Below are 24,937 nucleotides of genomic sequence, written 5' to 3'. Positions count from 1 at the left end.
CCGCCCCCCCGCCGGGCCGGCCCCCCCCCCCCCGCCCCGCCGCTGTTCAACTGGCCGCAGCTTGGCAACCTGGTGCGCGGCTACCTGGAGTACCTGGTGCAATACAACGCCGACGGCACTTTTGAGCCGCGCCTGCTGGAGAGCTGGGAGGTCAACGCGGACGCCACCGAATACCTGCTGCACATCCGCCCCGGGGTGAACTGGAACGACGGCCGCGGCACCCTGACCGCCAAGGACGTCGCCTACAACTTTGCCCGCTGGTGCGACGGCAAGTGGGAAGGCAATTCGATGGCCGCCCGCATGGGCTCGCTGCAGAACGAGGCCGGCGACGGCCCTGCTGAGGGCGCGCTGGAGATCGTTGACGATCTGACGCTCAAGCTGAAACTCACCCGCCCGGACATCACCATAATCCCGGCCGTGACCGAATACCCTGCCGCCATCGTGCCCGATGGCTGGTCGGGCGATCCGGGCGCCGATCCGGTGGGTACAGGGCCTTACAAGCTGGTCGAATACGAGGTCGGCGTGAAGGTGGCGCTGGAAAAGAACACCGATCACGAGTGGTGGGGCGAAGGTGCCTATCTCGACCGGATCGAGTTCATCGACTTCGGCACCGATGCCTCCACCCATCTGTCGGCAGCCGAGGCCGAGGAAATCGACATGACCTACGAAACCGTGGGCGAATATGTCGACATCTTCACCTCCATCGGCTGGAACGTCAGTGAATCCGTCTCCGCCAATACTTTGGTGCTGCGCACCAACCGCGACTCCCTGGTGGACGGCGCCGCACCCTATGCCGACGCCCGCGTGCGCCGCGCCCTGGCGCTGGCCTGCGACAACGCGGTGCTGCTGGAGCTGGGCTATGACGGCCGCGGCACCCTGGCCGAGAACCACCACGTCTGCCCGATCCACCCGGAATACGCCGACATCGGCGCCCCGGTGCGCGACCCCGAAGCAGCACGTAAACTGATGGAAGAGGCGGGTATGCTCGACTTCGAGCATGAGCTGATCTCAATCGACGACGACTGGCGCCGCAACACCACTGACGCATTGGCTGCTCAGATGCGCGATGCAGGCCTCAAGGTGAAACGCACCGTGCTGCCCGGGAACACCTTCTGGAACGACTGGGACAAATACCCGTTCAGCTCCACCGATTGGGGCCACCGCCCGCTGGGGGTGCAGGTGCTGACACTGGCCTACAAAACAGGGGTTGCCTGGAATGAGACCGGCCTCGCCAGTGCCGAGTTCGACAGCATGCTCGAGGCTGCCTCGGCCATTGCTGACGCAGATACACGGCGCACCCATATGGAGAAGATCGAGCTGTTCATGCGCGACGACGGCACCGTGATCCAGCCCTATTGGCGCTCGCTCTACCGTCACGCCCGCCCCGGCGTCATCGGCGCCGAGAGCCACCCGATCAACGAAATCCACGTGCACAAGCTGGCACTGGAAGCCTGACAGGGCCGCAAATGAAAGGGGGCGCGCCAATCCTGGCGCGCCGCCGTTTCTTTAGATATCAACCTCAACCCGGCCAATCGGGTTGGAGCAGCAGGCCAGGATGTACCCTGCCTCCACGTCCTCTTCCGAGATGCCGCCGTTGTGGACCATATGCACCTCGCCCGCGGTTTTCTTGACCTTGCAGGTGCCGCAGATGCCAAAGGTACAGCCCGATGGGATGTTGAGGCCCGACGCCTTGGCAACCGCCAGCACCGTATCGGTCTCGGTACAGGTCGCCATGACACCCGATGCGGCAAAGCTGATCTCGGCGGTCGCGCTTTCTTCCGGAACCACATCGTCCAGCTCCGGCGCGTCTGCCTCAGTCTCAACCGGCGCGCCAAAGCTCTCCTGATTGTAGTTCTCCATGTCAAAGCCAAGGCCAATGAGCATGTCGCGCACCGCCTGCATGAACGGCTCAGGGCCGCAGCAGTAGACCTCGCGTTCCAGATAATCCTGGGCGATGATCCCAAGCATGATCTGGCTCAGCTGGCCGCGGTAGCCGGTCCAGACCCGATAGGGATCGTCTTCCTCAACCACGAAGTTCAGCTTCAGCCCCGGCACCCGCGACGCCATGCTTTCCAGCTGCTGGCGCGCGATGATCTCGCTCGGCCGTTTGGCGCAGTTGATGAAGCAAATGTCGGGCGACTGGCCGCGGTCGAACAGATACTGGGTCATCGACAGGCTGGGCGTGATGCCGGAGCCAGCCGAGATGAACAGGAACTTGCCGTTCGGGCGCTTGGGCAGTGTGAACACGCCTGCGGGGCCGGAGGCCTTGAGGAACATGCCCGGCTTCAGGTGGTCCAGCATCCAGCGGGTGCCGATGCTGTCGGCCTGCGCCTTGACCGTCACCGAGATCGACAAAGGCCGCGACGGCGAGGAGCTGATCGTGTAGGTACGCCAGACGGTCTCCGTCGGCACCGGCAGCTCCAGTGTCAGGAACTGGCCCGGCTGATACTTGAACCACGCGCCGGAGGGCGCGCGGAAGCTGAAAGTGGCGGTGTTCGGCGCTTCAGGCACGACAGAGACGCATTCCAGCATCTCGTCGTCCTTCCACGCCAGGGTTTCGTCCAGCGTCTCGAAATTGGCCTGCAGTCCCATGTGCTTACTCCGCCGCGATCAGGTGGCGGCCGGTCAGCGCGCGGGTCAGGTGGTCGGCATACCAGTTGGAAAACTGGATGACGCCGCTTTCCTGTACTTCCGAGTAGGGACCGGGCTCATAAGCGGGCGAGTTGATGCCGCGCTGATTGTCCTCGACCACAATGCGGTCTTCGTCATTGGTGGCGATCCAGACCTCGGTGAGGCGCTTCAGGTCGTAATCCTGGCCTTCAACCGCATCCTTGTGCACCAGCCATTTGGTGGTGACCTCGGTCTCGGTCGGGCTGATCGGGGTTACGCGGAACACGATGGAATGATCCGGCAGGAAGTGGTTCCAAGTGGTCGGATAGTGGAACTTCAGCAAGGTGCCCGCATCGGCAAAGGGCACCCGGCCCAGCTTCTTGGCCACAGCTGCCTTGCCGTCCAGGGTATAGCTCTCGGCGCCCTCATTCAGCGGCATCCGCGCCAGACGGTGCTGGCCGCGTGCATCCATCCGGAATTGCGACGCGATACCCGCGGCTTCAATCCGGTCGAAATGCTTTTGCAGATGCGGCGGGGTCTCACCGCCCTCAACCCCGGTGACCGAGGGGTCTTCCGGGAAGGTCCGGCACAGCGACGGGTGGTTGCCGCCGCAGTGATAGCACTCGCGGTTGTTCTCCCAGACCAGCTTCCAGTTGCCGTTCTCGATGATCGAGCTTTCATAGGCCACCTTGGCATTGCCCAGGTCATGCGGCGCCAGATAGGGGCGGGCCACATCGGCAAAGGCATCAAAATCCGGCGCCTCATCCGCCAGGCAGATATAGATCAGCCCTTCCAGGTCGCGGCAGTGCACCGGCTTTAGCCCATGCTTGGAGGCATCGAAATCCGGCCCCATGTCGCGCGCCCACAGCAGCGAGCCGTCCAGTTCATAGGTCCACTGGTGGTAGGGGCAGACCAGCTTGGGCGCATTGCCCTTCTTGGCCTTGCAGACAACCGAGCCGCGGTGGCGGCAGGCGTTGTGGAAGGCGCGCACCTCGCCATCGGTGCCGCGCACGATGATCACGTTGTAGGACCCCACCTGATGGGTCACATAGTTGCCCGCCTTCGGGATCTCGCAAGCCGGAATGGCAAACAGCCACTCGCGGTAGAAGATCTGGCGCATGTCCAGATCCAGCACGCCCGGATCGGTGTAAAACGCCTGCTCCAGGGAATAGTTTTTCTGACGGGCCACCAGTTTGGCCAGAATTTCGCTGTCGTGAAGCATCTGCTTCTCTCCTTTGCCGCATCCCCGCGGCGTCGTGGCTAGGGTGCAGGCATAGAAAGAGAGATTGCAGGCCACGCGCCCGCAACCGCCCCGCCGCCGCCCGCGGTTGACGTGTTTTCATGGCAAGGCTGGTTTCCGGACTGGCCCGGGGCCGCTTGGCGGCGGGGCCTGGCACCTTCCCGAAGCGCGAGCTTCAGTGGTTTTTGCCAGGCCTGACTCGGGGTCACCGTTGCGGGGGCAGTGCCGGATTTTCACCAGCTTCCCAATTCTCCGCCCCGAAAGGCGGCACCTTGCTGAGGCGGAATTTGCCCGATCACGGACCGGTCCGCGAAAACAAATCCGACCCGCCGAAACCGGAAAAAGACATGCATGTTTGCCGTGCCAAGGTGCACAGAGATGTCCAGAATCTCAAACCGGCACTCGCCCGTCTTTTTGCGGCAAGCCGCTGTTTTTGCAGGCTGTCAGAGCCGAATCGCTTCACCCGATTCGGTTTGAAGCCTGTTGAATGGCAATCAGCTCTGGCCTAACCTCCCCTTGAGCATGTCAATTTAGGCCAAAGGGCCTGCACCCGTTTGCAAGCTGCCGCTGCTGCTGCAGCGCTAGGGTATCTGTGTGAAAGGACTAAGGATTTCGTGAAAGAGGGAGACGCATACACTAGCTCTCAGTGGGCGCATGCAGTGAAACTCTCCGGGCTGCTCGGCTGGCTTGCAATTGCAGTGCCAATCACATCCAGAACTGACGGCGGATCCTTGGTGAACTTCCTTGGCCTTATGATCTGGGCTGCAGTCTTGGGCCTGCCGGTGGCCTGGCTTGCAAGCCGGCTGATAACGGGACCAGTCCTGAAACGGATCCTGCGCAAGCCGCTCTCCTGGATGCGCGCCGGACTTTGGGGCGCTGTTATCTCTTCTCTTTTTGCCCTAATCGGCATTGCGATAACCCGCTTGTGGAAATGGTATTGGTCTATTGACCCCGGCAGCTACGCTCAAACAGACAGCGGTAACTGGGCACAGCAAGCCGACCGAATTCTTGCAATCTCCAGCTGGATGCTACCGGCAAAATCCACGGTACTTTTTGTTGTTGCCGGTGTTTTCATTGCACTCATTGTGAGAGCCTTTATCGGTCCGGGAAACCGAACAGACCCCTGACCTGGTCCTGTAAGTGCCAGGCGGTTAGAGCTCCCCCGCCCGGCAGCCTTTCCTCACTTCGATTTCCAGGTATCCAGCCAGCGGCGGAACCGCCCCTTGCGCTCGGCAATCGCATCGCCTGCCGCATAAAGGCTGTCCTCGGCGCTTTCGATCATCGGGTCGATCCGGGCCTGCCGGAACCGGCGCCAGCGCACATAGATGGCCCACATCACTGCCGCCAGCAGCACCAGGAAGATGATGGCAAACCAGTTGGTCGGCTTGTCATCCGGCCCGGCCACCGGCTTGATCGTCACCGCATTGGGGAAGATCGACAGGAACTGGTTCCTCCAGCCGTAATGCATGACGGACACCCACTCCGGCGCGTCCTTGGTCGAGACAGCGTCATTGGCATCGGTGTAAAGGTTCGCGGTGTCGAACTTGAAATAGGGCGGCCAGTTCCAGCCGGTGTCCTCGTTACGGTAGACAATGGGATCGCCGTTCTGACGCACGCCCTGGATGAACTGCACATCGCGGTTCAACAGCTCGGCCGACTGGTCATCCGGCTTGGACCAGAAAATCCGGGTCCAATCGTTCAGCTCCTGCCGCTCCTCATAGGTGTTGACGATGCGCACCACGTCGTATTGCGGCAGCGTGTAATGCAGGAAGGCGCCGAACAGCACCCAGAAGGTGATCAGGAAGGCCCATTTGATGAAACGCATGGCGTGACACCTCACATGAAGTTAATGACGTAGACCAGAAGCATCAGCGCTCCCAGCGGAATGATGTAGATCAGCAGCAAGAGCTTGCGCCGGGGCGAGCGGTCGTATTGCTTCAGCCCCCGCTGGATGAAGGCCGCGCGGTCGCCGGTCAACCCCTTCTGTTTCCAGCGCCGCTTCAGCTGCGCCCGCCGCATCTCGCGCGAATACAGCCGGGCGGCGCCGTAGACCACGGTCAGCCCCACCAGCAGGATCAGCACCAGGCGGAAGAAGCCGAACATCTCTATCGCCCCCGCACACGGTTCACCGCGCCCCAGGGGCCAACCCGCTCAACCATCCCCTTGCGCCGCACCCGCGGCAGCGCAGGTGTGCGGCCCTCCATATCCGGCTCATGCCCGAACAGCGCCTCGCGCGCGCCGGCCTTGTCCACCGCATACTCCCGCGCCAGGAACTCCGCTGCATAGGCCTTCTTGGTCTCCGGCCAGCCCCGGTACCGGCGGTAAAACAGCTCCTTGTGGCAGATGAACATCTGGCGGAAGTCATGCGGGCAAAGTTCCGCCAGAAGCATATTGACCAGATCCCGCTCCGGCGTATCCGCCGCCCGCAGGGAATAGAAGTAGGCCGGATGGTCCGAGCGGATCTTGGGCCATTTGCCGCCGCCCTCGGCCCAGCGCACCAGTGCGGAGAGCCCCTCGAACTCCTCCGGCAGCTCATCTGCATAGCGCGCCGCCAGCCGCCGCAGATCCGCGCGCGACAGCCCGGACAGGTCCCGCCCCTTCTCTGTCAGGACTGAGACCGCCAGGAACCCCATCTTCTGCCGCAGGATCGCCGCGCCATCAACGCCGCGGGCCCGGATCACCGGCTCTGCCAGCCCGTTCAGGTCCAGAAACTTTGCAATCGCATTGCGCTGCCCCAGGTCGAACACGCGGTCGAGCGGCACCCCCTCAGGCTTCTCCCCGCTGGCAATCACTGCCGGATGCTCGACGCCTTGAAACACATACATGCCACCGAAATGCGCGGTCCAGAAGTTTGCCTGCTCAAAGACTTCATGCTGCAGATGCACCGGATTGCGGGTCACATCGCCGGTCTTCTCAGCCGTCTGGATCATTTCCCCAATCAGCGCATCATCAAACCAGGCATCCTCGCCGGTCTTGAACTGCTCCACCAGCTCCGCCAGACGGTCCGCATGGCGCAGCGTGCCCTTGGTGGTATCCGCCTCGATGCGCACCTGCTGGATATCGAACAGCTTCGCGGGCGAGGACACCTCAAACACCGAATTCACCAGCTCCCCCGCCACTGCATCCGTCGCCGTCAGCGCAAAGAGCTGGCGTTCGTTGACCTCGATAAACCGGCGCAGAATGTCCCGGCTGGTGGAGAATTTCACATGCAAGAGCGGACAGCGCTTCTGCTCGGTGCTGAGGAGAATGAACTGCCGGTTCACGCCAGCATGGTTCAGATAGTGATCATCCCCCAGCTCATCCCCGATCTCCGGCGAAAAGCCCGAGATATCGACGTGGAAATCCGTCAGAGCGGTGGTCTTGCCGGTCAGATGCTTCAGCGCGCGGTTATACCGCTCCACCAGCGCGGGCGAGGCCACATGGAAGAGATTGCCGAACATCAGGCCATGCTGGATGAGGCGTTTCATGGCCTGCTCCTCACACTTGTCTCAAGTGCCGAAATGTGCGCACGTTCGAGCTTCCTGTTTTCATTGGGTGTCAGCTTCGGGTTGTTTCCAAAGGCCTCAGAACCCAAAAGCCCAATATGAGAGTGGTTGAGCAATTTCAAAGTAGGCAAGTTGTCAAACAGCTCAAACTTGTTCGCATAGGTTTGAAACGGCTCACCTTTCAAAGACACGCAGTTATAAAACAATAAGAGCAATTCCGCATCAGATAGCTGCGCCCTTAGCAGTTTGGCATGCCTAGGCTTAGAGAACTCTTTCTCATCTTCAAGAACACGGAAGCAGTTATACAGAAACCTAAAGTAGTGCCCTAAATCATTGCCCCTTCTGTTCCAAAAATCTTTATAGGCATAAAACAGGGCAACGCCTTCATCGTGTTTCTTTAGCTTTTCACGATAAACCTTATTCAGTTCCCTGTAATAGAAAACAAAGCAGTCTCGCCCCTCCGCTAGTTTATCCTTGCTATCTTTTTTCACTACATCCAAGCCGCCAACGATCTCCGAGTGGGTTCTCAGCAGTTCGAAAAATGTCGTTTCGAACTGCTGCGATCTCAGGTTGGTATTCATTGCATTGAACTCATCAGCTTGGCGCTTAAGCTCTTTCCGTTGTTCGGCGAGTTCTTCGCTTTGCAGCCAGACAGTCACGATGATCCAGAGAAAGGCCAACACTCCCGCTACTCCAGCGAAAGTATCGCCGATTTCATTAGAAGGCGAAAAAAGCAACGCAAAAGCCCTAAACTGCCAATCACCCTCACTGTCAACTTGAGGAAGTATCGCTAGAATAGCCACTACTGTTAGAAAGGCCTTCGTCAGGGCCTTACCAACATCCATTGGCCGATCGCTTTTGATGCCTGCCTTTATAGAGCGCCAGTGATTTTCAATCCTTTCGATCACCCCTGCCCCTCCAGATACCGCCGCTTGGCCTCTTCCTGCCGCCCGAAATCGCGCACCATGTTTTCAATCGCCACCTCATCCGATTTATCGGCATAGCGGAACTCAGAGTCGGCGTAGCGGTTGATCTCCTGCACCACCATGTCGACCGTGATGGGCACCCGCAGCTCTGCAATCATCGCGGATTTGGTGGCGTAGTCCTTGAACAGGAACAGCTCCGGGTTCTCCATCCATTCATCCGGCAGCTCAAAATCCATCGCCCGGACCTTAACCGCATCAGTGATGTTCTTGATGGCGCGGCCGGTGAAGCGTTCATCCGCCTGCTGAATGGCCTTCAGATAGGTGCCGAGCTTGGCCAGATCATCCAGCGCGCCGATCTGATCATGGACCCGGCCGAACACCTCCGCCAGCCCCGGCTCCTGCGGGCGGTTGTGCGCCTCGAATGACCGCGCGACCGCCTTCTTGATCTCCTGCGCGCCGTAAAGGTCATGGTCACCTTGCGGGATTGCATGGTTCTTGCCCATCAGCAGGGTCAGGATGTCGATGTAATCCTCCCGCGTCTGCGGCCCGTCCACCAGGAACCGCGCCCCGGCCCGCTGGCGCAGGGCGTCGTCGACATTCTCCGGGTAGTTGGAGAACATGCCAAAGGTGCAGTTGCCGCGCACCACGGTATTGGCCCCGGCAAAGGCCTCCATGAAGACCGCTGTCACTTCCTGCTGGCCCGCGCTGAACTGCCGGTCGCCGCGCTTGCCCGCGATCTGGTCGATGTCGTCGATGGTGCCAAAGCCGATGACGCCCGGGTCGATCACGTTCTGGATGAAGGACTTGGCGTTCTGACCGGATTTGCCCTGATAGCTGTCGATATTGTCGATGCCGAAGTTCTGGTAGCGGAAGGCGTAGCCCGCGTTCTGGCAATAGTCGTGGATCAGGCCTGCCATCATCTGGATCAGCGTGGTCTTGCCGGTCCCGGGCTTACCGTCCCCCATGAAGGTGAAGATGAACCCGCCCATCTCGGCAAACGGGTTCAGGCGGCGGTCGAAATCATAGGCCATCAGCATCTTGGAGAGCCGCAGCGCCTGGTATTTGGCAATGTGGTTGCCCACCACCTCATGCGGTTTCTTGAACGCCATGGTGATCGTAGTGGACTTCGCCTTGGCCGCGGCCTCAAAGCCGCTGATGGTCAGATCATCCGCCTCCACCCGCCAGGCGGCAGCGGTAAAGGCCTCCAGCCGCGGCGCGGTCTGGGCCCGCAGAGCGGCCTTCTCCATCAGCTGCTCGGCATAGGCTGCCGCAGCCGCAATCAGATGCGCGTCATCGGGCGCATGCAACGCCAGCTTCTGGTCCAGTTCCCACAATGCGCCATGCAAGGCCAAAGGCGCATTATCCGTCAGCAGCTCCTCCGCCTCGCCCACCTCGGCCTGTGCCTCACTCCCATGCGGCGCAAGCAAATAGGCCGCGGCATTGGCAAAGACATGCGCGGCAATCAGTGCCTCAGCCGCCAGCAGTTCGGTGAACTCCCCCTTGCGCGCGGCATCCAAAGAACCGGCCAGATTGGCCCGTTTCAGATCCCCCAAGCCCGAAGCCTCGGCATAAGCCTCTCCCATCGCCAGCGAAATCGCCAGCGCCCGGCGCAGGCAATGCTGCAAGGTTGCCTGCAGGGGCGAGGTCAGCGGGTCATCATCATCCGCCGCCTCGATGCGGGCAATCAGATGCACACCCTCAGGCCGCGCGGTAGAGCGCGTCACCAGCCCCGGCGTGGTCGAGCGGAAACGGCGCGTGCGGGCAATCCCGGGCGAACGTTCCGGCGCCTTGCCCTCAAATGCAGGCTTAGCAATGCGCGGCGTGTGGTCAAACCCCTCCAGCATCGCTGCCGCAGCCCCGTAATGCTTGCGGACATCCTCTTCCCGCAACTCCATCTGATTGCCTGAAATGCTCATCTCACCCTCTCAATCCATCTCCTGCGGGTCACAATCCAACCCGCTTTCATCTTGCTAAAAATACTCCCGTCCCACTGCCCGGCAGGCGGCTTTGCCGCCGAGAGGGGAGGCTCCCTCATCTTCAAAAAGGCACGCCGCTCAATACCGCAGCACCTGTCCTGCCTCGCTCACCACAAACTTCTGCACATCGGCAAACCCCGGCGGGTCCAGCTCTGCCAGCACCTGGAACGGGCGCTGCGGCAGGATGATGGCGCGCTGGGTCCGGGTCGCCCCGGTGTCCGCGCCGCGGCCGCCAAAGGGGTCGAGCGCAAAGATCTCCCGCTCCACCTTGCCGAACCAGCCGGAGCGCTCCTCGCGCACGTCTTCGCTTTCCAGCTCCTCCAGCGTCCAGGCCAGCGCCCAGTCCTGGCCCGCAGGCGCCTCTGCCTCCTCCAGCACCCGGCGCAGGGGGCCGGACTGCTCGGTATAGGCCGAGGAGTACATCGGCCCCACATGATAGCGGCGCAGATGCTTGGGGTGGAGGTCGTCGAAATCCTCGTCGAACCCCTTGGCAATGGTCACCAGCTTCAGCCCGGCCAGGGCCTGTGCCATCAGATGCGCCTGAACCTCGGGCCAGCGGCGCTCATCCTTGGGCAGCGCCACCTTGCCGCTGTCCTCCAGCTCCATCAGGTAGATCACCGGCAGGTTTACCTGGCTGTCATAGGCCGCCCAGTGCAGCAGGAAGCGGCGGCGGCGCGGGCCAAGGTTTTCCAGCCATTCGCATTCCGGGTCGTTCTGGGTCCAGAACAGCTCGCCCTTCAGAAGCTCCTGGTAATAGAGCCGCTGCGACAGCGCGAACTGCAGCTTCGAGGGCACCGCCCGGTCCGAGATGATGGTGCGCACCATATCGTCCTTCAGCACCTCTTCGCTGGCCATATTGGCCAGATGCCGTTCCGCTTGCTGGGCGTCATTGGCCATGGTCATCAGCTCGGCAGCCACCGGAAAGCCGCTGTCGCGCTTGTCCATCGCCAGGCTGCCGAAGAAGCGGCCGGTGTCGCGCCCGGTCATAAGGTACTTCATCGAGAGCGCCCGGAAGGTGAAGTTCAAGCGCATCAGATAGGCTGTCAGCACCTTCACATCGGATTTCGAAAGCCGCCCTTCTGCCTGCATCGCCGCCGCCACCCGCGTCAGGTGCCGGATGATGGTGTCGAACTTCTTGAAGTACCGGCGCGACGCGAAGGTATCCGTGATGCCTGCATGGTCTTTGGCGGGGTCGGTCATACGGAGCACCTCTCCGGACGTGCCGCTTGCGGCACGGACAACGCCCGTCCGCCCCCCCGGGCGGGCGCTACGCTCCCCCCCGCGGCCGGGCTCTGTCCTCTGCTTTGCACACTCAGTTTCCAGTATGGGTAGTTTCTAGGTGTCAAAACAGCATAGCCTTGGCCCGTCTTAGTCATTTCGATCGCCTTCTTTTTCCTTTCGTTTTCTTAAATAATTCGTTCGAGCGGCAAGCGCCGCGCCAGCAAAAAGCGCCCACTTAATGTGGCTGTCTAGCGAAGTGAAATACAAGACGACGGCTATGAGAACGATCTGCAGATAGAAATCACTTAAGGTGCTGGCTTTGTAGAGAAACGACCCGTTAACTTCAGAGAGCCTGAACACGATCACCCCCCATAGAGGTTCTTGTCGTGCTTCTCGACAATCGCGGCAAACCGGCGGGCAAAGCGTTCGTCGGCCTTGGCCTTCTTCTCCAGCACGTCGCGGGCAAACACCATATTGCCCTCATGCGCTTCCAGCATGTCGGCCATCCGCTGGTTGGTTGCGGTGCCGATTGCGGCCATTGCGGTCTGGGCTTCCTTGTCGGTCTGCACGCCGATCTCGTTGATCCTGTGCGCCACATCCTGCTGCTGCGCGGTCTTCAGCGATTTGGTCAGCGCATCATACAGCACCACCCGCTGCTGCGTGTCCGTCTGCAGCTTGTTGATCAGCACCATCTGCGTCGCCGCCTGGTTCTGCAGGCTGTCGACCCAGGTCTTGCCCTTCTCGATATAGCGCTCCAGCGTCTGGGATTTCGCAAGCTTCACTTGCTCATCCTGCACCAGCGCGTTGTATTTCGCGTTCAGATCCGCCAGCTCGGTTTCCAGCTTGGTGCGGGCTGCCGCGTCCTGTTCGACCGAGATCTTGTTCTCCAGCTCGATGATTTGCGGGTCCAGCGCAGTGATTTCCGCCTTCACTGTTTCCAGCTCCTGCACCGTGAATTCGCGGTCGTCGAGCGTTGAAGAGAGGTTCGCCTGTACCTTCTCACGCTGCTCTTCCAGAGTTGCCAGCTGGCCTTCCAGCAGTTTCACGATCACATCCGACTTGGCGATCAGGTCGTGCAGCTTGTCATCGATATTGGCGGTGCGCATCCGCTCCTGGCGCATCGAGTCCGATTTGCCCTTGGAAAAGAAACCGACAAAGCTCTCCCAGCCGGTTTTCGAGCGCATCTCGTCAAAATCCTTGGAGAATGCCGCCGTCACATCGTCCAGGCCCATGATCAGCTCGGCAATGTTGGCATTCATCACCTCGGTATGGGCGTGCACGTCGTCCAGCGTTGCGTTCTCAATGTCGATGCTGGCGTCCTCGCCTGCATCGATCTTGCTGCGCGCCGCCTCGATCCGCGATGTCAGCGCTTCAATCTTGGACTGAGATTCCCGGACTTTTTCCTGGCTCTCAGACACCATTTTCTCGAATTGGGAAACACTCATCGTATCTGTTCCTCCCCTTGAAATAACTGATCCATAGATGGGGATGTAAAACGAATTTACATCCCTCGGGCGGTCAAATTCCGCCCGGTTCCTCTGCACTGTTGCAGACAGGCCGCACAAAGAAAAGCCCCGGAGAACACCCCCGGGGCCAATGCGCAGAACCAGGGTGTTTCACATGGTCTGCTGCTTGCTCAGAACCAGAAAGGTCATCATGCCGAAAGGAGGAATGCTCTCCTGCTGCTCGACCCGGAGCCGGTCTTCCTGCAGCACCGTCTGCAGTTCAAAATCCGAATGCCAGCCGATCACATTGGCCAGGGGCGCCGACAGCTTCTCGAGCGAGGCCCGGACCCCCTTGCCGCTTTTGAAATGGTTTGTGATCACCAGCTTGCCGCCCGGCTTCAGCACACGGGCGATCTCGCGCATTACGCGCCCGGGCTCAGGCACCACGGACAGCACATGCATCGCTGCCACGCTGTCAAAACTGTTGTCTGGAAAGTCCAGCTGCCGGGCATCCATCTGCCGCAGCGCCTCGACCTGATCCAGGCCCATTTCCTGCACCTTTGCCTGCGCCTTCTTCAGCATGTCATGGCTGAAGTCGATGCCGGTCACCTGCAGATGCGGCGCGTAGTGCTGCAGCGACAGGCCGGTGCCGACGCCCACTTCCAGCACCGTGCCGTGGCGGGAATTGATATAGCGGGTCGCCCGGCGGCGCCCCGAGCGCGTCACCGCGCCAAATGTCCTGTCATAAACCGGCGCCCAGCGCGCGTAGGATTCCTCAACTGCCTTGATATCCAATTCGTCCCTCCCCTGGACGTCTTGGGCTAGCCCTTCGGCTTGGAAACCAGCCCCCAAATTACCATCGCAACATATCCGAGGCTTAGCACAACCAGCACGGTCCATGCATAGGTCAACAATGCCGCAGCCATGAAGGCGAAACCCACCAGAAGATATTTAACATGCTCGCGGGAGATTTTCATCGCTTTCGGCGACCAGGTCGGAATGTGGCTGATCATTGCCAGCCCCACCAGCACCATGTTGAGGCAGATCAGCAGCTCCGGCAGCACCGGTTCGCCGTCATAGGCAAAAGAGGCAAACATAGGCAGCAGCGCCAGCAGCGCCCCCGCGGGCGACGGGATACCTTCGAAATAGCCTTTGCGCAGCTTGGGCGCCTCTTCTTCCGACTTGGTGGAGACATTGAACCGCGCCAGCCGCACCACACAGCAAACCGAGAACACCAGCACCGAGATCCACCCCAGCCCGCGCATGTCCTGCAAGGCCCAGAAATAGATCACCAGCGGTGTCGCCACCCCGAAATTCAGGAAATCCGCCAGCGAGTCGAGCTCGGCACCCATCTTGCTGACGCTGCGCAGCGCCCGTGCCAGACGCCCGTCGAGACCGTCCAGTACCGCAGCCAGGATGATCATCATCACCGCCAGCTTGAAGTTGCCGTAGACCGCAAAGCGGATTGCCGTCAGCCCTGCACAGATGGCGCCGATGGTCATCATGTTCGGCATCAGCTGAATCAGCGCGAATTCCGACTTCTTCTTTTCCGGGACATCATACATGGCGGTTCTTTCTTCCTCGCTGGCGGCTCTCAGAAAGGCGCAGATCCGCGCCGCGGCCTGCCGCGCCAGGAGGTAAACTTCGGGGCTGGGCGCACATATGCCCCAAGACCGGCCCCGGCGCAACGCCTGGCCCCCCGCTGCACCCGGCATCCAAGCCTTCTGCAGCGGCCGTGCCGCCGATTTACGATATCTTAGCGGCGGGCACAGAATATGCCGGTCAGTCGCATTTGCTTCAATTGAGGAAGAATTCCAGTTGCTTGAAAGACAATCGCCCAAGACCGCTCAAGACCCCCGCAAAAAAGACCCGCAAACCGCAGACCAGCTCGTTCAGCTTGCCAAATCGGAATCCTTAGGGGACGGCGGCCTGCGGACCTCTCAGATTCTTTCCGATGCTCTCGCCGCGGATCCCAGCCACCACGAGGCGCAGGTGCTGCGGGAGCGGCTTTATCAGACCTTTATCCCGCGCTGGCATTTCCCAATGCTGGCGGACACGGCACGCAACCGCGCTTATGCGCAGGCCATTGCAGCCAAGGTCAGGCCGGGCGACGTGGTCCTGGACATCGGCTGCGGCGCCGGGCTGACGGCCATGCTGGCGGCGCGGGCCGGGGCAAAACATGTCTACACCTGCGAACAGCAGCCGCTGATCGCCCAGGCTGCAGCCCGCGTGATCGAAGACAACGGGCTTAGCGACCGCATCACGGTTATCCCGAAATGGTCGCATGAGATCATCGTGGGCGAGGACATCCCGGAACCGGCGGATGTGGTGGTCTCGGAAATCGTCGATACCGTTCTGCTCGGCGAGGGGGCGCTGGCAACGCTCACTCACGCCATGGCCGTGTTGGCCAAACCCGGCGCACGGGCGGTGCCCGAGCGGGGCACCCTGATGGCCCGCCTGGTGGAAAGCCCCAAGCTCCTGAACCTTTGGCGCCCGCAAAAGGCGGAAGGGTTCGACCTCAGCGCCTTTCACCGCTTTGCAACCGTCGCCCAGATCACGCCCAATGACCTGGCGGCTTGCGGGCTGCGGCCGCTGGGGCCTGAAGAACCCCTGTTCTCGTTCGACTTCACCCGCCCGGACCTCAGCCCGGGGCGCACTGCCAAGGATCTTGCCTGCACCGCCTCCGGCACGGCCCATGCGGTCTTTGTCAGCTTCGAGATGGAACTGGCACCCGGCATTCTGGTGTCCAACGGGCCAGATGACGGGGGCCACTGGGGGCGCACAGCCTTCCTGCTCGACCGTCCGGAAACCGTCGCGGCAGGGGACCGCTTGACCGTGACCGCGCAGCATGACGCCTCGCAGCTCAGCCTGACAGTGCACGATTGGACGTTCGGCGCCGCGGATGCGGATCAAGCCGCGCTCTGGATGACCCGGGCCTGGAATGCCGGCCGGCTGATGCACGAAAGCGACAGCACCGCCGTCCCTGCGGTTCCGGCCTGCCCGCCGACGGAAGCCGGCAGACCCGAAAGCCCGATCCACGCACATCACTAGGCTAAGCTGGCGGCCGCGGCCCAAACCGGGCAGCGGCCGCCGCGCTGCGTCTTTCCTGTCCCAAACCCGCGACGAAAATCCCTGTCGATTACGGCCCCGATTCGCAGTATCACCTTCCGAGCGCAGCAGACTGCACACCCGGCCCCACACTTCGGGTGGCAGGGGAAATCAGAAGGACGAAATGATGCCGATCACCTCTACAGAAATCGACGCAGCCCTCACCGCCTGGGGGAATGGAAAGGTAGCGATCTCAAAAGCCTTCGAAGATGGCGGCATTGACGCGGCTCGACAGGTCGCCAGTGCCCATCTCGATGCGAACTATGGCTACGGCCTGGGACCCGTATTGTTCAAACCCACTATGGCCAGTGGCGAGCAAACTTTCCGCCCAACCAAAGAAGGCGCCTTGGCCTATTTTTGCGGGCACTCGGCAGAATACCCCCTGGATCGCGGATTTGCGATTCAGGGCTGGCGGGCTATGGAGAGCGTCACCTGTGCTGAGTTCATTGAAGGCGATGTGGCCATGTGGATGGGCTGGGTCATTCTGACCGACAAGGACGGCAAGGCCACCAAGGTCGACAAGAGCTTTGGCTACAAGAAGGATGCCGACGGCGTGCTGCGCATCGTGCTGCACCACTCGTCCCTGCCCTACCAGCCGTAAGCGGCAGAAGTGACCGCCCCCCCCGCCGGTGTACAGGGGGTGTACAGGGGGTGCACACGTGGCACCCCCTGTTTTTCTGTCTTTAGTCCCGCTTAGCCGACAACGTTGAACTCCGGCCCGTAGGGGTACTTGGTGATGTTCTCGTTGCCGTCCTCGTGGATGATCAGAATGTCATGCTCACGGTAGCCGCCCGCACCCGGCTGGCCGTCGGCAATGGTCAGCATCGGCTCCATCGAGATCACCATGCCCGGCTCCAGCACCGTGTCGATGTCCTCGCGCAGTTCCAGTCCTGCCTCGCGGCCATAGTAGTGCGACAGCACGCCAAACGAGTGGCCATAGCCGAAGGTACGGTACTGCAGCAGATCCTGCTCTTCAAAGAAGGCATTGATCTGATGGGTGATTTCCGCACAGCTCGCACCCGGCTTCAGCAGGGAGATGCCCAGCTCATGCGCCGCCACATTGGCCTCCCAGATGCGCAGGGATTCAGCGTCCACTTCCTTGACGAACATGGTCCGCTCCAGCGCGGTGTAATAGCCGGAGATCATCGGGAAAGTGTTCAGCGACAGGATGTCGCCGCGCTCCAGGCGGCGGCCGGTGACCGGGTTGTGGGCGCCGTCGGTGTTGATGCCGGACTGGAACCACACCCAGGTGTCGCGGTACTCCGCATCCGGGAAGCGCTTGGCGATCTCCAGTTCCATCGCATCGCGGCCTGCCATCGCCACGTCGATCTCGCGCGCGCCTTCCTTGACCGCATCGCGGATCGCAAAACCGCCCACGTCGGCAACAGCCGCGCCTGCGCGGATCATCTCCAGCTCAGCCGCGGACTTTCCCATCCGCTGGCGCATGGTCGGCTCGTAAAGATCAACCAGCTTGGATGGCGCCAGGAAGCCTTCCAGCTTGGCCTTCTGCAGCAGGGTCAGGTGGTCGCTTTCATAGCCGACAACCGCGCCCTCGCCGGATACCGACTTGATTGCACGCCAGAAATTGTCGCGCTGCCAGTCGGTGTAGGTGATATTGTCGCAGAACGAACGGCGCCACGGCTGGCCCGCGTCAATGCCGGCCGAGATGGTCACGGCCTCGGTTGCGGTCACTACCATGCCGTAGGGGCGGCCAAAGGCGCAGTAGGTGAAGCCCGAGTAGTAGGAAATGTTGTGCATCGAGGTGAAGACAGCAGCGCTCACCCCTGTTTCAGCCATGATCCTGCGCAGGCCTGCGATGCGGGCCTCATATTCCGAGACAGCAAATTGCAGCGGCGCTTTTTCACCATTGTGAAAACGGTACATTTCAGGACGTGAAGTCATATCAGACCCTTCCTTCTTACAAGAAAGGTCCCGGCGTTCAGGACAGATTTTGGATTGTGAGGGCACCATGTATCCCATGCGGCGACGCCATCGCCTAGCCCTTGCGCTGGAACATGGGGTGGAATCATCAATCTGGCAAGAGAAAAGAGAAACTGCTGCCAGCCATTTCTCACTGAGGACAGCGCCCGATCCTCGGGGTGGGTGCCTAAGGCGCCCTTCCCGTGGGGGAGGGTCGGGCGCGGTCCGGCCTGCTGGCCGAACAGGAGTTTTCAGTTCACTATCAACGCCACCAAGTCGCTCTCAGGGTCCGCCAGCGGATCGATCACGTTGAAATGGTGCTTGCCAAAGGCGATGACGTGATCGGCCTCCCAGGCCTCCACCAGCCAGATCGCCTGATCCAGAAACGCCGGACGCTCCTCGCCGCCGACCCAGACCGTCACCTCGGCCGCGTAGCGCTCGGTCATATCCACCGGGCTTTCGGCAATGGCAGCCGCCGAATCCATCTTGAACTTCTGGTTCATCGAGGTGCGCAGCAGCGGCCGCAGATCCGCCAGCGGCGAGATCGGGATCACCGTCTTGATCCGCTCTCCCACCTCCGCGGGCAGCAGCGCCCTATCCAGCATCCGCGCCACCAGATGGCCGCCTGCGGAATGGCCTGCCAAGGCAATCGGGCCGTTCACCTCACCTGCAATCCGGGTCACCGCTGCGGTGATCTGCCGGGTGATATCGGCAATCCGCACCTCGGGGCACAGGTCATAGGACGGCATCGCCACCGCCCAGCCATGGGATATCGCGCCGCGGGCCAAATGCGACCAGGAGCTTTTGTCGAAAGCCAGCCAGTAGCCGCCATGCACAAAGACAAACACCCCCTTGGGCGTTCCTTCCGGCAGGAACAGGTCAAACTTCTGCCGCTCCCCTTCGCCATAGGGAATGTCCAGCCGGGCGCGCTCATGCAGGCTGTTGCGGAAATCCTCCGCCGAAGCGGCCCAGCGCGGCGGGTAGCTCTCTGCATTTTCGATGTATGCCCCGTTGGCATAGGCATCATCCAATTCCATGCCCAATCTCCCCTGCAAATTTTTATTTTCGGCTACCTGACAGTCTGCCACAGCGCATGTCAAATTGCGCGGCAGAAATGTCTTGCAGGAAAAATTTGATCAAATTCTGGACTCATCAATCCTTCTGGACTTATTTAGGCACAACTGCTTTGCATTCCAGCGACAGAACACCCGGGAGGCCCGCAATGCTCGACGCAACCACAGATCTCAAATCCCTGCTCAAAGACCCCAGCCTGCTGGAGACCCGCGGCTATATCGGCGGCCAGTTTGTTGACGGTGAAAGCACCTTTGACGTGTCCAACCCGGCCCGCGGCGACGTGATTGCCCAGATGGCCGATATCAGCCGCGCCCAGGTGGCCGGTGCCATCGCCCAGGCGGAGGCCGCGCAAAAGGAATGGGCCAAGTGGACCGGCAAGGAACGCGCCGCCGTGCTGCGCAAGTGGTTCGATCTGATGATGGCGAACCAGGAAGACCTGGCGGTGATCCTGACCGCGGAGATGGGCAAGCCGCTGGCGGAATCGCGCGGCGAGATCGCCTATGGCGCCTCCTTCATCGAGTTCTTCGCGGAAGAAGCCAAGCGCATCTACGGCGAAACCATCCCCGGCCACCAGCGCGACAAGCGCATCACCGTGCTGAAGCAGCCGATCGGCGTCGCCGCTTCGATCACGCCGTGGAACTTCCCCAACGCGATGATCACCCGCAAGGCAGGCCCGGCACTGGCCGCTGGCTGCGCCTTTGTTGCCCGCCCGGCAGCTGAGACCCCGCTGTCGGCCACCGTGCTGGCGGTTCTGGCCGAACGCGCAGGCATCCCGGCCGGCGTGTTCAACGTGGTGCCGTCGTCGCGCGCGTCCGAGATCGGCAAGGAGTTCTGCGAGAACGACGCCGTGCGCAAGCTGACCTTCACCGGCTCCACCGAGGTGGGCCGCATCCTGATGCGCCAGGCCGCTGACACCGTGATGAAATGCTCGATGGAGCTGGGCGGCAACGCGCCTTTCATCGTGTTTGACGACGCTGACCTCGACGCTGCAGTTGAAGGCGCCATCATGTGCAAGTTCCGCAACAACGGCCAGACCTGCGTCTGCGCCAACCGGATCTATGTGCAGGCCGGTGTTTACGATGCCTTCGCCGAAAAGCTGAAGGCCGCAGTTGAAGCGATGAACGTGGGCGACGGCCTCAAGGACGGCATCCACTTCGGCCCGCTGATCAACATGGAAGCGGTCGAGAAGGTGCAGGAGCATATCGCCGACGCAACCTCCAAAGGCGGCGAAGTGATCCTGGGCGGAAACCCGTCCGAGCTGGGCGGCAGCTTCTTCCAGCCGACCATCGTCAAGGGCGCAACCCAAGAGATGGCCTTTGCCACCGACGAGACCTTTGGTCCGCTGGCGCCGCTGTTCAAGTTCGAGGATGAGGATGAAGTCATTGCCATGGCCAATGACACCATCTTTGGCCTGGCATCCTACTTCTACGCCAAGGACCTGAGCCGCGTGTACAAAGTGGCCGAGGCGCTGGAATACGGGATTGTCGGCGTCAACACCGGCATCATCTCGACCGAAGTGGCCCCGTTTGGCGGCGTCAAGCAGTCCGGCCTGGGCCGCGAAGGCAGCCATCACGGCATCGAGGATTACCTGGAGATGAAATACATCTGCATGTCGGTCTGATCCGGCCGCGGACGGCCTTCAGTGCCGCGTCATTGTGCCTGCCACCAGGCCGATGGCGCGGCCCCAGGCGGCTTCGGTCACGGGGTCCAGCTCCGCTCCCAAGACATCGCGCAAAGCGGCAATCAGCGACCGCTTTGCTGCCTCGGTCTCCCGCACATCAAGATTCAGATGCGCGTGCACCTCAATCAGCTTTTTTCCGAGATCCTGCAGTGTCCTGCCGTCCTCAAGATTGCCCACGCACGCGGCAATCATGGCGGTCAGCATGGTCTTCTGCTTGATGAAGTCGCCGCGAAACAAGGCGCGGGCTTCGGGCATCCGGGCAAAGAGATGCACATAGAACCGCTCAGCCAGCTCTGCCTTGCGGGCAAAAACCTTGGCAAAGCTCTGCTGAACACAATCAATTTCCTGAGTATTCATCCGCCCGTCCTGAAATCAAATTTTCTGCACCGGAAGGCAGACCCGGCGCAAAATCACGCAACTCGCAAACATTAACATGCGAAAATTAAGATATAATTTAGTTACCGAAAAATCCCGGAATTCCGCATTAATACCCCTTGAGGCCCGACACCCAACCGCACGGGGACAGGTCATCAAAACGGCAAAGCCCCCCGGGCAGGGCCAGGGGGGCAGGTGCACTCAAACCTTGCCGAAAGGGATCAGTTGACCGCTTTGGCCTCGATCTCGGCCCGGTTTGAGCGGGAGGAGGAGATTTCGATCCGGCGCGGCTTCAGCGCCTCGGGCACCTCGCGGTGCAGATCGATATGCAGCATGCCGTTTTCATGGCTGGCACCGGTCACGCGGACGTGGTCAGCCAGGGTGAAACGGCGTTCAAAGGCACGGGTGGCGATGCCGCGGTGCAGGAAGGTGCGCTCATCTTTGCTCTCACCTTTCTTGGCGGCCACCACGAGGGCGTTTTCCTTTACTTCGACGCTGAGGTCGTCCTCAGCAAAACCGGCAACAGCAATCGAGATGCGGTAGCTGTCGGCGTCGGTTTTTTCGATGTTGTAGGGCGGGTAGCTCGGCTGCGCGGCATCGGCGCTGAGCGCGCGGTCCATCAGGCTGGCAATCTGGTCAAAACCGATTGTGGCCCGGTGCAGCGGTGCAAAATCAAACGTACGCATAGTGTCATCCTCATTCATGAGCGATTTCAGGGCGCCTTCCCCGCGGGGACAGGCTGGGATTTCCGGGCCCCAATCAGCGGCTGCCCGGATACACTCGAGATAGGAATGGAAAATGCGCCTTCAAGAGGGGGATCATTCACCCACGCGCACAAATTTCGCGCCGCCTGCGGCAGAGCCGCCGCCGACCCGGATCCGTTTGATCCGCCGGTCCGGCGCCGCCACCGGGTTGCGGCGCAGCTGCGCCTTAAGTTCGGCCACGCGCTCGGGCAGTTTCATGCCAAAGGCCACCTGCCGGCCCTGGTATGCGCCGCCGCCGGAAACCAGCGCCAGGATACGCCCACGCCCGCCCACCTGGGACAGCACAGGCGCGCCGGAGGAGCCGAAGGTAACGTTGCAGTCGATCATCAGCACGTCCTGATGTTCGCCCATCAGGTTGCACTGGCGCTGCCGCGACAAAGCCTCGGCCCGGCCCATGCCGTAAGAGGTGACCGAAATATCGCTGCCGTAGTCCCGGCCCGAGTGCAGCGCAAAGGCATCCGCCTCGCCGCTCAGGATCGGCTCCGCAAGCCGGATCAGAGCGACGTCGTGGCGGATGTTTTCCAGGTCGAGCCGAGTTCCCGGTCTGAATCCCGGGTGCGCGGCGATCTGCAGCGCCTGGCGTTCGGCAATGGCCACGCCGTCGCGCAGCCCTGCGCGGAAGGTGATCTGCTCAGCCGGGCGCGGAGCGTTATTGCGGTCGTAGACGCAATGCGCTGCAGTCAGCACCAGATCCGGCGCGATCAATGTGCCGGTGCAAAATCCCTGGCGGTTCAGCTCCAGCCTCCCGACAGCCTCCCAGCCCAGCAGGTCATCCCGGTCTGTCAGCCGCCTCAGGCCGCTGTTCTGCGCCGTTGCGCTGCCTGCGTACGCCAGCATGGCAACAGCCGTCATCAGCGCCCGCCAGATCATTGGCTGATGAACTTCGCACCGGAGGAGCTGCGCCCCTCGCCCACTTTCACGCGGCCCACGCCCGGCGGCAGCCGGCCGCCGGTGGCAACGCCGGTCAGCTGCGCCTGCAGCAGCGTCAGCTCTTCAGCCAGGGCAGAGCCAAGCGACACCCGTTCGCCGCTCACTTCGGCCTTGGCCGACACCACCGAGACGATCCGCGGCACATCGCCCTCAAAGGAAAACACCGGTGCCCCGGAAGAGCCGAAATCCACGTCGCAGGACATCACCAGCACGCCTTGCTGGCGCGCCATGACTGCGCAGACCTCCTGCAGAGACGGAGCCTCAGACCGGTCATGGGCATAGGAAACCACACCGATGCTGCCCCCCTTGCGCGGGCGCTCGTCGGTTTCAAAGGGTTTTACCGTGGTGTTGCGGATCGGGCGCTGCAGCTGCAGCAGGGCAATATCGTTGCGCACCCGGTCCGTCGACAGCTCACCGTCATAGACATAGGAAGGATGCTCGACCGCACGCCGCACCGAGCGGTAGGCCGAGGCACGGCCGTTGCGCCAGCCGGCCAGGAATTCGATGGTGGCGGGGTCGATCCGCTCTTTGGTGCGGCTGTCATAAAGGCAATGGGCCGCGGTCAGCACCAGGTCGGGCGCAATCAGCGCACCGGTGCAAAAACCTTCGCCGTTCACGTCCAGGCGCCCGACGGCCTCCCACTGGCGCCCCGCATCCAGCGAATCCATCCGCTGCAGCCGGCTGTCCTGCGCTGCGGCTGCCACCGGCAGCAATGCCGCCAGCCCTGCCAGAATCCACTGCCTCACATGCGTCTCCTCTTATCCACCGGGTGGGAGGTTATTCGTTTGTTCAGGCAAAATTAGGGCAAGCGCACGGTTAATGCAGCCCGATTCTTTGAGGTTCTTTCCGGGCTGTGTCAGCGAAGGATAGGCACCTCCGGCACCCGCTTGCCCGGTGCGGTCAGCGCAGGCGGCTGCGGGCCGCCGGTGGCCCAGTCCAAAAGCTCCACCGTGTGCAAGATGGGCAGCTCTGTTCCTGAGCCGATCTGCATCATGCAGCCGATATTGCCTGCAGCGATCAGGTCCGGCGTCTTGGCTTCCAGCGTCCGGACTTTACGGTCCTTGAGCTGGGCCGAAATTTCCGGCTGCATCAGGTTGTAGGTGCCGGCCGAGCCGCAGCACAGGTGACTGTCGGCGGGTTCCACCACTTTGAAGCCCGCACGCTTCAGCAGGGATTTGGGATGGGTCTTTATCTGCTGGCCGTGCTGCAGCGAGCAGGCGGCGTGGTAGGCCACAGTCAGCCCTTTGTCCGCACCCTCCGGCAGCTCCAGCTGCATCAGCAGTTCCGAGATATCCATCGCAATTGCCGACACCCGTGCGGCATCTGCCGCCAGGGAGTCATTGCGGAACATATGCCCATAATCCTTGACCGTGGTGCCGCAGCCGGAGGTGTTGATGACAATTGCATCCAGCCCCTGCCCGTCCATCTCTGCCGTCCAGGCGCGGATGTTCCTGGCGGCCGTTGCGTGGCTCTCGTCCTCGCGCCCCATGTGATGAGTGAGCGCGCCGCAGCAGCCAGCGCCCTTGGCCACCACCACCTCGCAGCCGAGCCGGGTGAGCAGGCGGATGGTGGCGTCGTTGATGTCGGTGTTGAGCGCCCTCTGCGCACAGCCGGTCATCAGCGCCACGCGTTTCCTTTGCGGTGCGGCAGGCGCAAAACTTTGCGGATCGTCGTTGCGGCTGACCGGCGGAATGGTTTTCGGCGCCATGTCCAGCATCGCCCTGAGCCGCGCATCCGGCATCAGCCCCTTAAGGGGCCTCGCCAGCTTTGCCCCCATCAGCGCCAGCCGGAACCTTGTGGGATAGGGCAGGATCCGCGCCAGCAGCCAGCGCAGGGCGCGATCGCTCCACGGCCGGTCATAGTGTTTCTCGATATAGGCACGGGCGTGGTCGACCAGATGCATGAAATGCACGCCCGAGGGGCAGGTGGTCATGCAGGCAAGGCACGACAGGCAGCGATCGATGTGCTTGACGGTTTTTGCGTCCGGCACCCGCTCGTTCTCCAGCATGTCCTTGATCAGGTAGATGCGGCCGCGGGGGCTGTCGAGCTCATCGCCCAGCACCTGATAGGTGGGGCATGTGGCGGTGCAGAAGCCGCAATGCACACAGGAGCGCAGGATTTCATTGGCGCGCTTGGTGCCGGGGTCCTGCAGCTGCTCATCAGTGAAAGTGGTCTGCATGTC

23 protein-coding genes and 1 riboswitch are annotated in these 24,937 nt (G+C 61.7%); of the genes, 5 read left to right on the top strand and 18 right to left on the bottom strand.

Annotated features, from left to right (window positions below; translation table 11 throughout):
* The coding region (locus RA20_RS12450) for an ABC transporter substrate-binding protein (RefSeq protein WP_052248985.1) at window positions 1–1,455 on the top strand (1,455 nt) is incomplete at its 5' end.
* A gap of 51 nt (window positions 1,456–1,506) precedes the next feature.
* Here the strand turns inward: RA20_RS12450 and RA20_RS12445 are convergent.
* Both RA20_RS12445 and RA20_RS12440 read right to left on the bottom strand, forming a co-directional pair.
* On the bottom strand, window positions 1,507–2,592 hold the full coding sequence (locus RA20_RS12445) for a hybrid-cluster NAD(P)-dependent oxidoreductase (RefSeq protein ID WP_039129028.1): 1,086 nt from the start codon (window positions 2,590–2,592) through the stop codon (window positions 1,507–1,509).
* A gap of 4 nt (window positions 2,593–2,596) precedes the next feature.
* On the bottom strand, window positions 2,597–3,832 hold the full coding sequence (locus RA20_RS12440; protein ID WP_039129025.1) for an aromatic ring-hydroxylating oxygenase subunit alpha: 1,236 nt from the start codon (window positions 3,830–3,832) through the stop codon (window positions 2,597–2,599).
* Between the two features lie 109 nt (window positions 3,833–3,941).
* Window positions 3,942–4,140, bottom strand: a riboswitch (cobalamin riboswitch).
* 369 nt (window positions 4,141–4,509) lie between these two features.
* Between RA20_RS12440 and RA20_RS12435 the strand changes: the two genes are divergently transcribed.
* Window positions 4,510–4,977 (top strand): hypothetical protein, encoded by a 468-nt coding sequence (locus RA20_RS12435; RefSeq protein ID WP_152618505.1) that lies wholly within the window; start codon window positions 4,510–4,512, stop codon window positions 4,975–4,977.
* A 53-nt stretch (window positions 4,978–5,030) separates the two neighbouring features.
* On the opposite strand, the gene RA20_RS12430 is transcribed toward RA20_RS12435, so the two are convergent.
* The 9 genes from RA20_RS12430 to pssA form a co-directional block, all read right to left on the bottom strand.
* Entirely contained in the window at window positions 5,031–5,675 is a 645-nt protein-coding gene (locus RA20_RS12430) for a DUF1523 family protein (protein ID WP_039129019.1), read from the bottom strand.
* 11 nt (window positions 5,676–5,686) lie between these two features.
* A complete protein-coding gene (locus RA20_RS12425) occupies window positions 5,687–5,953 on the bottom strand; it encodes a hypothetical protein (RefSeq protein WP_039129016.1) in 267 nt (88 codons plus the stop codon).
* A gap of 2 nt (window positions 5,954–5,955) precedes the next feature.
* The gene (locus RA20_RS12420) at window positions 5,956–7,317 is read right to left on the bottom strand and encodes a DUF6638 family protein (protein WP_039129014.1); all 1,362 of its coding nucleotides are present in this window, start codon (window positions 7,315–7,317) and stop codon (window positions 5,956–5,958) included.
* A complete protein-coding gene (locus RA20_RS12415; RefSeq protein WP_152618504.1) occupies window positions 7,314–8,243 on the bottom strand; it encodes a putative phage abortive infection protein in 930 nt (309 codons plus the stop codon). The genes RA20_RS12420 and RA20_RS12415 overlap by 4 nt, the downstream gene beginning before the upstream one ends.
* Window positions 8,240–10,177: an ATP-binding protein gene (locus RA20_RS12410; RefSeq protein ID WP_039129012.1), complete on the bottom strand. Its 1,938-nt coding sequence runs from the start codon at window positions 10,175–10,177 to the stop codon at window positions 8,240–8,242. The genes RA20_RS12415 and RA20_RS12410 overlap by 4 nt, the downstream gene beginning before the upstream one ends.
* Before the next feature lie 138 nt (window positions 10,178–10,315).
* The gene (locus RA20_RS12405; RefSeq protein ID WP_039129009.1) at window positions 10,316–11,437 is read right to left on the bottom strand and encodes a hypothetical protein; all 1,122 of its coding nucleotides are present in this window, start codon (window positions 11,435–11,437) and stop codon (window positions 10,316–10,318) included.
* A gap of 383 nt (window positions 11,438–11,820) precedes the next feature.
* Window positions 11,821–12,903, bottom strand: coding sequence for a hypothetical protein (locus RA20_RS12400; protein WP_039129006.1), 1,083 nt, complete (start codon window positions 12,901–12,903; stop codon window positions 11,821–11,823).
* A 171-nt stretch (window positions 12,904–13,074) separates the two neighbouring features.
* A complete protein-coding gene (locus tag RA20_RS12395; protein ID WP_039129003.1) occupies window positions 13,075–13,698 on the bottom strand; it encodes a class I SAM-dependent methyltransferase in 624 nt (207 codons plus the stop codon).
* A 26-nt stretch (window positions 13,699–13,724) separates the two neighbouring features.
* On the bottom strand, window positions 13,725–14,468 hold the full coding sequence (gene pssA, locus RA20_RS12390; protein WP_039129048.1) for a CDP-diacylglycerol--serine O-phosphatidyltransferase: 744 nt from the start codon (window positions 14,466–14,468) through the stop codon (window positions 13,725–13,727).
* A gap of 253 nt (window positions 14,469–14,721) precedes the next feature.
* Between pssA and RA20_RS12385 the strand changes: the two genes are divergently transcribed.
* Both RA20_RS12385 and RA20_RS12380 read left to right on the top strand, forming a co-directional pair.
* Window positions 14,722–15,954 carry a 50S ribosomal protein L11 methyltransferase gene (locus RA20_RS12385; protein WP_039129000.1) on the top strand — a complete coding sequence of 411 codons (1,233 nt, stop codon included), beginning with the start codon at window positions 14,722–14,724 and terminating at the stop codon, window positions 15,952–15,954.
* 181 nt (window positions 15,955–16,135) lie between these two features.
* On the top strand, window positions 16,136–16,612 hold the full coding sequence (locus RA20_RS12380; protein WP_241482252.1) for a phosphoribosyl-AMP cyclohydrolase: 477 nt from the start codon (window positions 16,136–16,138) through the stop codon (window positions 16,610–16,612).
* A 92-nt stretch (window positions 16,613–16,704) separates the two neighbouring features.
* Here RA20_RS12380 and RA20_RS12375 read toward each other — a convergent pair whose 3' ends face one another.
* Both RA20_RS12375 and RA20_RS12370 read right to left on the bottom strand, forming a co-directional pair.
* Window positions 16,705–17,913 carry an aminopeptidase P family protein gene (locus tag RA20_RS12375; RefSeq protein ID WP_039128997.1) on the bottom strand — a complete coding sequence of 403 codons (1,209 nt, stop codon included), beginning with the start codon at window positions 17,911–17,913 and terminating at the stop codon, window positions 16,705–16,707.
* Between the two features lie 269 nt (window positions 17,914–18,182).
* Window positions 18,183–18,968, bottom strand: a complete 786-nt coding sequence (locus tag RA20_RS12370) for an alpha/beta hydrolase (protein ID WP_039128996.1) — start codon at window positions 18,966–18,968, stop codon at window positions 18,183–18,185.
* Window positions 18,969–19,153: 185 nt separating this feature from the next.
* Here RA20_RS12370 and RA20_RS12365 point away from each other — a divergent pair, with 185 nt between their 5' ends.
* Window positions 19,154–20,626 (top strand): NAD-dependent succinate-semialdehyde dehydrogenase, encoded by a 1,473-nt coding sequence (locus RA20_RS12365; protein WP_039128994.1) that lies wholly within the window; start codon window positions 19,154–19,156, stop codon window positions 20,624–20,626.
* Between the two features lie 18 nt (window positions 20,627–20,644).
* Here RA20_RS12365 and RA20_RS12360 read toward each other — a convergent pair whose 3' ends face one another.
* The 5 genes from RA20_RS12360 to glcF all read right to left on the bottom strand — a co-directional run bounded on the left by RA20_RS12360 (window position 20,645) and on the right by glcF (window position 24,934).
* Complete coding sequence (locus RA20_RS12360; RefSeq protein WP_039128991.1) at window positions 20,645–21,043, bottom strand: globin domain-containing protein; 399 nt, start codon at window positions 21,041–21,043, stop codon at window positions 20,645–20,647.
* A 239-nt stretch (window positions 21,044–21,282) separates the two neighbouring features.
* On the bottom strand, window positions 21,283–21,747 hold the full coding sequence (locus RA20_RS12355) for an Hsp20 family protein (protein ID WP_039129043.1): 465 nt from the start codon (window positions 21,745–21,747) through the stop codon (window positions 21,283–21,285).
* A gap of 132 nt (window positions 21,748–21,879) precedes the next feature.
* Complete coding sequence (locus tag RA20_RS12350; RefSeq protein WP_039128988.1) at window positions 21,880–22,695, bottom strand: trypsin-like serine peptidase; 816 nt, start codon at window positions 22,693–22,695, stop codon at window positions 21,880–21,882.
* Window positions 22,692–23,501 carry a trypsin-like serine peptidase gene (locus RA20_RS12345; protein WP_039128985.1) on the bottom strand — a complete coding sequence of 270 codons (810 nt, stop codon included), beginning with the start codon at window positions 23,499–23,501 and terminating at the stop codon, window positions 22,692–22,694. The genes RA20_RS12350 and RA20_RS12345 overlap by 4 nt, the downstream gene beginning before the upstream one ends.
* A 110-nt stretch (window positions 23,502–23,611) precedes the next feature.
* Entirely contained in the window at window positions 23,612–24,934 is a 1,323-nt protein-coding gene (gene glcF / locus RA20_RS12340) for a glycolate oxidase subunit GlcF (protein WP_039128981.1), read from the bottom strand.
* Window positions 24,935–24,937 lie beyond the last annotated feature (3 nt).

Origin of the sequence: Leisingera sp. ANG-Vp, assembly GCF_000813725.1 — a bacterium.
In the GTDB taxonomy this organism is placed as follows: domain Bacteria; phylum Pseudomonadota; class Alphaproteobacteria; order Rhodobacterales; family Rhodobacteraceae; genus Leisingera.
The sequence above is the reverse complement of the archived record's forward strand: the minus strand, read 5'-3'. Positions and strand labels throughout refer to the sequence as shown.

Coding starts and splice junctions, on each gene's coding strand:
- RA20_RS12410 (WP_039129012.1), bottom strand. CDS start 10,177: ATGAGCATTTCAGGCAATCAGATGGAGTTGCGGGAAGAGGATGTCCGC.
- RA20_RS12375 (WP_039128997.1), bottom strand. CDS start 17,913: ATGACTTCACGTCCTGAAATGTACCGTTTTCACAATGGTGAAAAAGCG.
- RA20_RS12440 (WP_039129025.1), bottom strand. CDS start 3,832: ATGCTTCACGACAGCGAAATTCTGGCCAAACTGGTGGCCCGTCAGAAA.
- RA20_RS12380 (WP_241482252.1), top strand. CDS start 16,136: ATGATGCCGATCACCTCTACAGAAATCGACGCAGCCCTCACCGCCTGG.
- RA20_RS12425 (WP_039129016.1), bottom strand. CDS start 5,953: ATGTTCGGCTTCTTCCGCCTGGTGCTGATCCTGCTGGTGGGGCTGACC.
- RA20_RS12365 (WP_039128994.1), top strand. CDS start 19,154: ATGCTCGACGCAACCACAGATCTCAAATCCCTGCTCAAAGACCCCAGC.
- RA20_RS12350 (WP_039128988.1), bottom strand. CDS start 22,695: ATGATCTGGCGGGCGCTGATGACGGCTGTTGCCATGCTGGCGTACGCA.
- RA20_RS12360 (WP_039128991.1), bottom strand. CDS start 21,043: ATGAATACTCAGGAAATTGATTGTGTTCAGCAGAGCTTTGCCAAGGTT.
- pssA (WP_039129048.1), bottom strand. CDS start 14,468: ATGTATGATGTCCCGGAAAAGAAGAAGTCGGAATTCGCGCTGATTCAG.
- glcF (WP_039128981.1), bottom strand. CDS start 24,934: ATGCAGACCACTTTCACTGATGAGCAGCTGCAGGACCCCGGCACCAAG.
- RA20_RS12355 (WP_039129043.1), bottom strand. CDS start 21,747: ATGCGTACGTTTGATTTTGCACCGCTGCACCGGGCCACAATCGGTTTT.
- RA20_RS12370 (WP_039128996.1), bottom strand. CDS start 18,968: ATGGAATTGGATGATGCCTATGCCAACGGGGCATACATCGAAAATGCA.
- RA20_RS12420 (WP_039129014.1), bottom strand. CDS start 7,317: ATGAAACGCCTCATCCAGCATGGCCTGATGTTCGGCAATCTCTTCCAT.
- RA20_RS12405 (WP_039129009.1), bottom strand. CDS start 11,437: ATGACCGACCCCGCCAAAGACCATGCAGGCATCACGGATACCTTCGCG.
- RA20_RS12400 (WP_039129006.1), bottom strand. CDS start 12,903: ATGAGTGTTTCCCAATTCGAGAAAATGGTGTCTGAGAGCCAGGAAAAA.
- RA20_RS12445 (WP_039129028.1), bottom strand. CDS start 2,592: ATGGGACTGCAGGCCAATTTCGAGACGCTGGACGAAACCCTGGCGTGG.
- RA20_RS12430 (WP_039129019.1), bottom strand. CDS start 5,675: ATGCGTTTCATCAAATGGGCCTTCCTGATCACCTTCTGGGTGCTGTTC.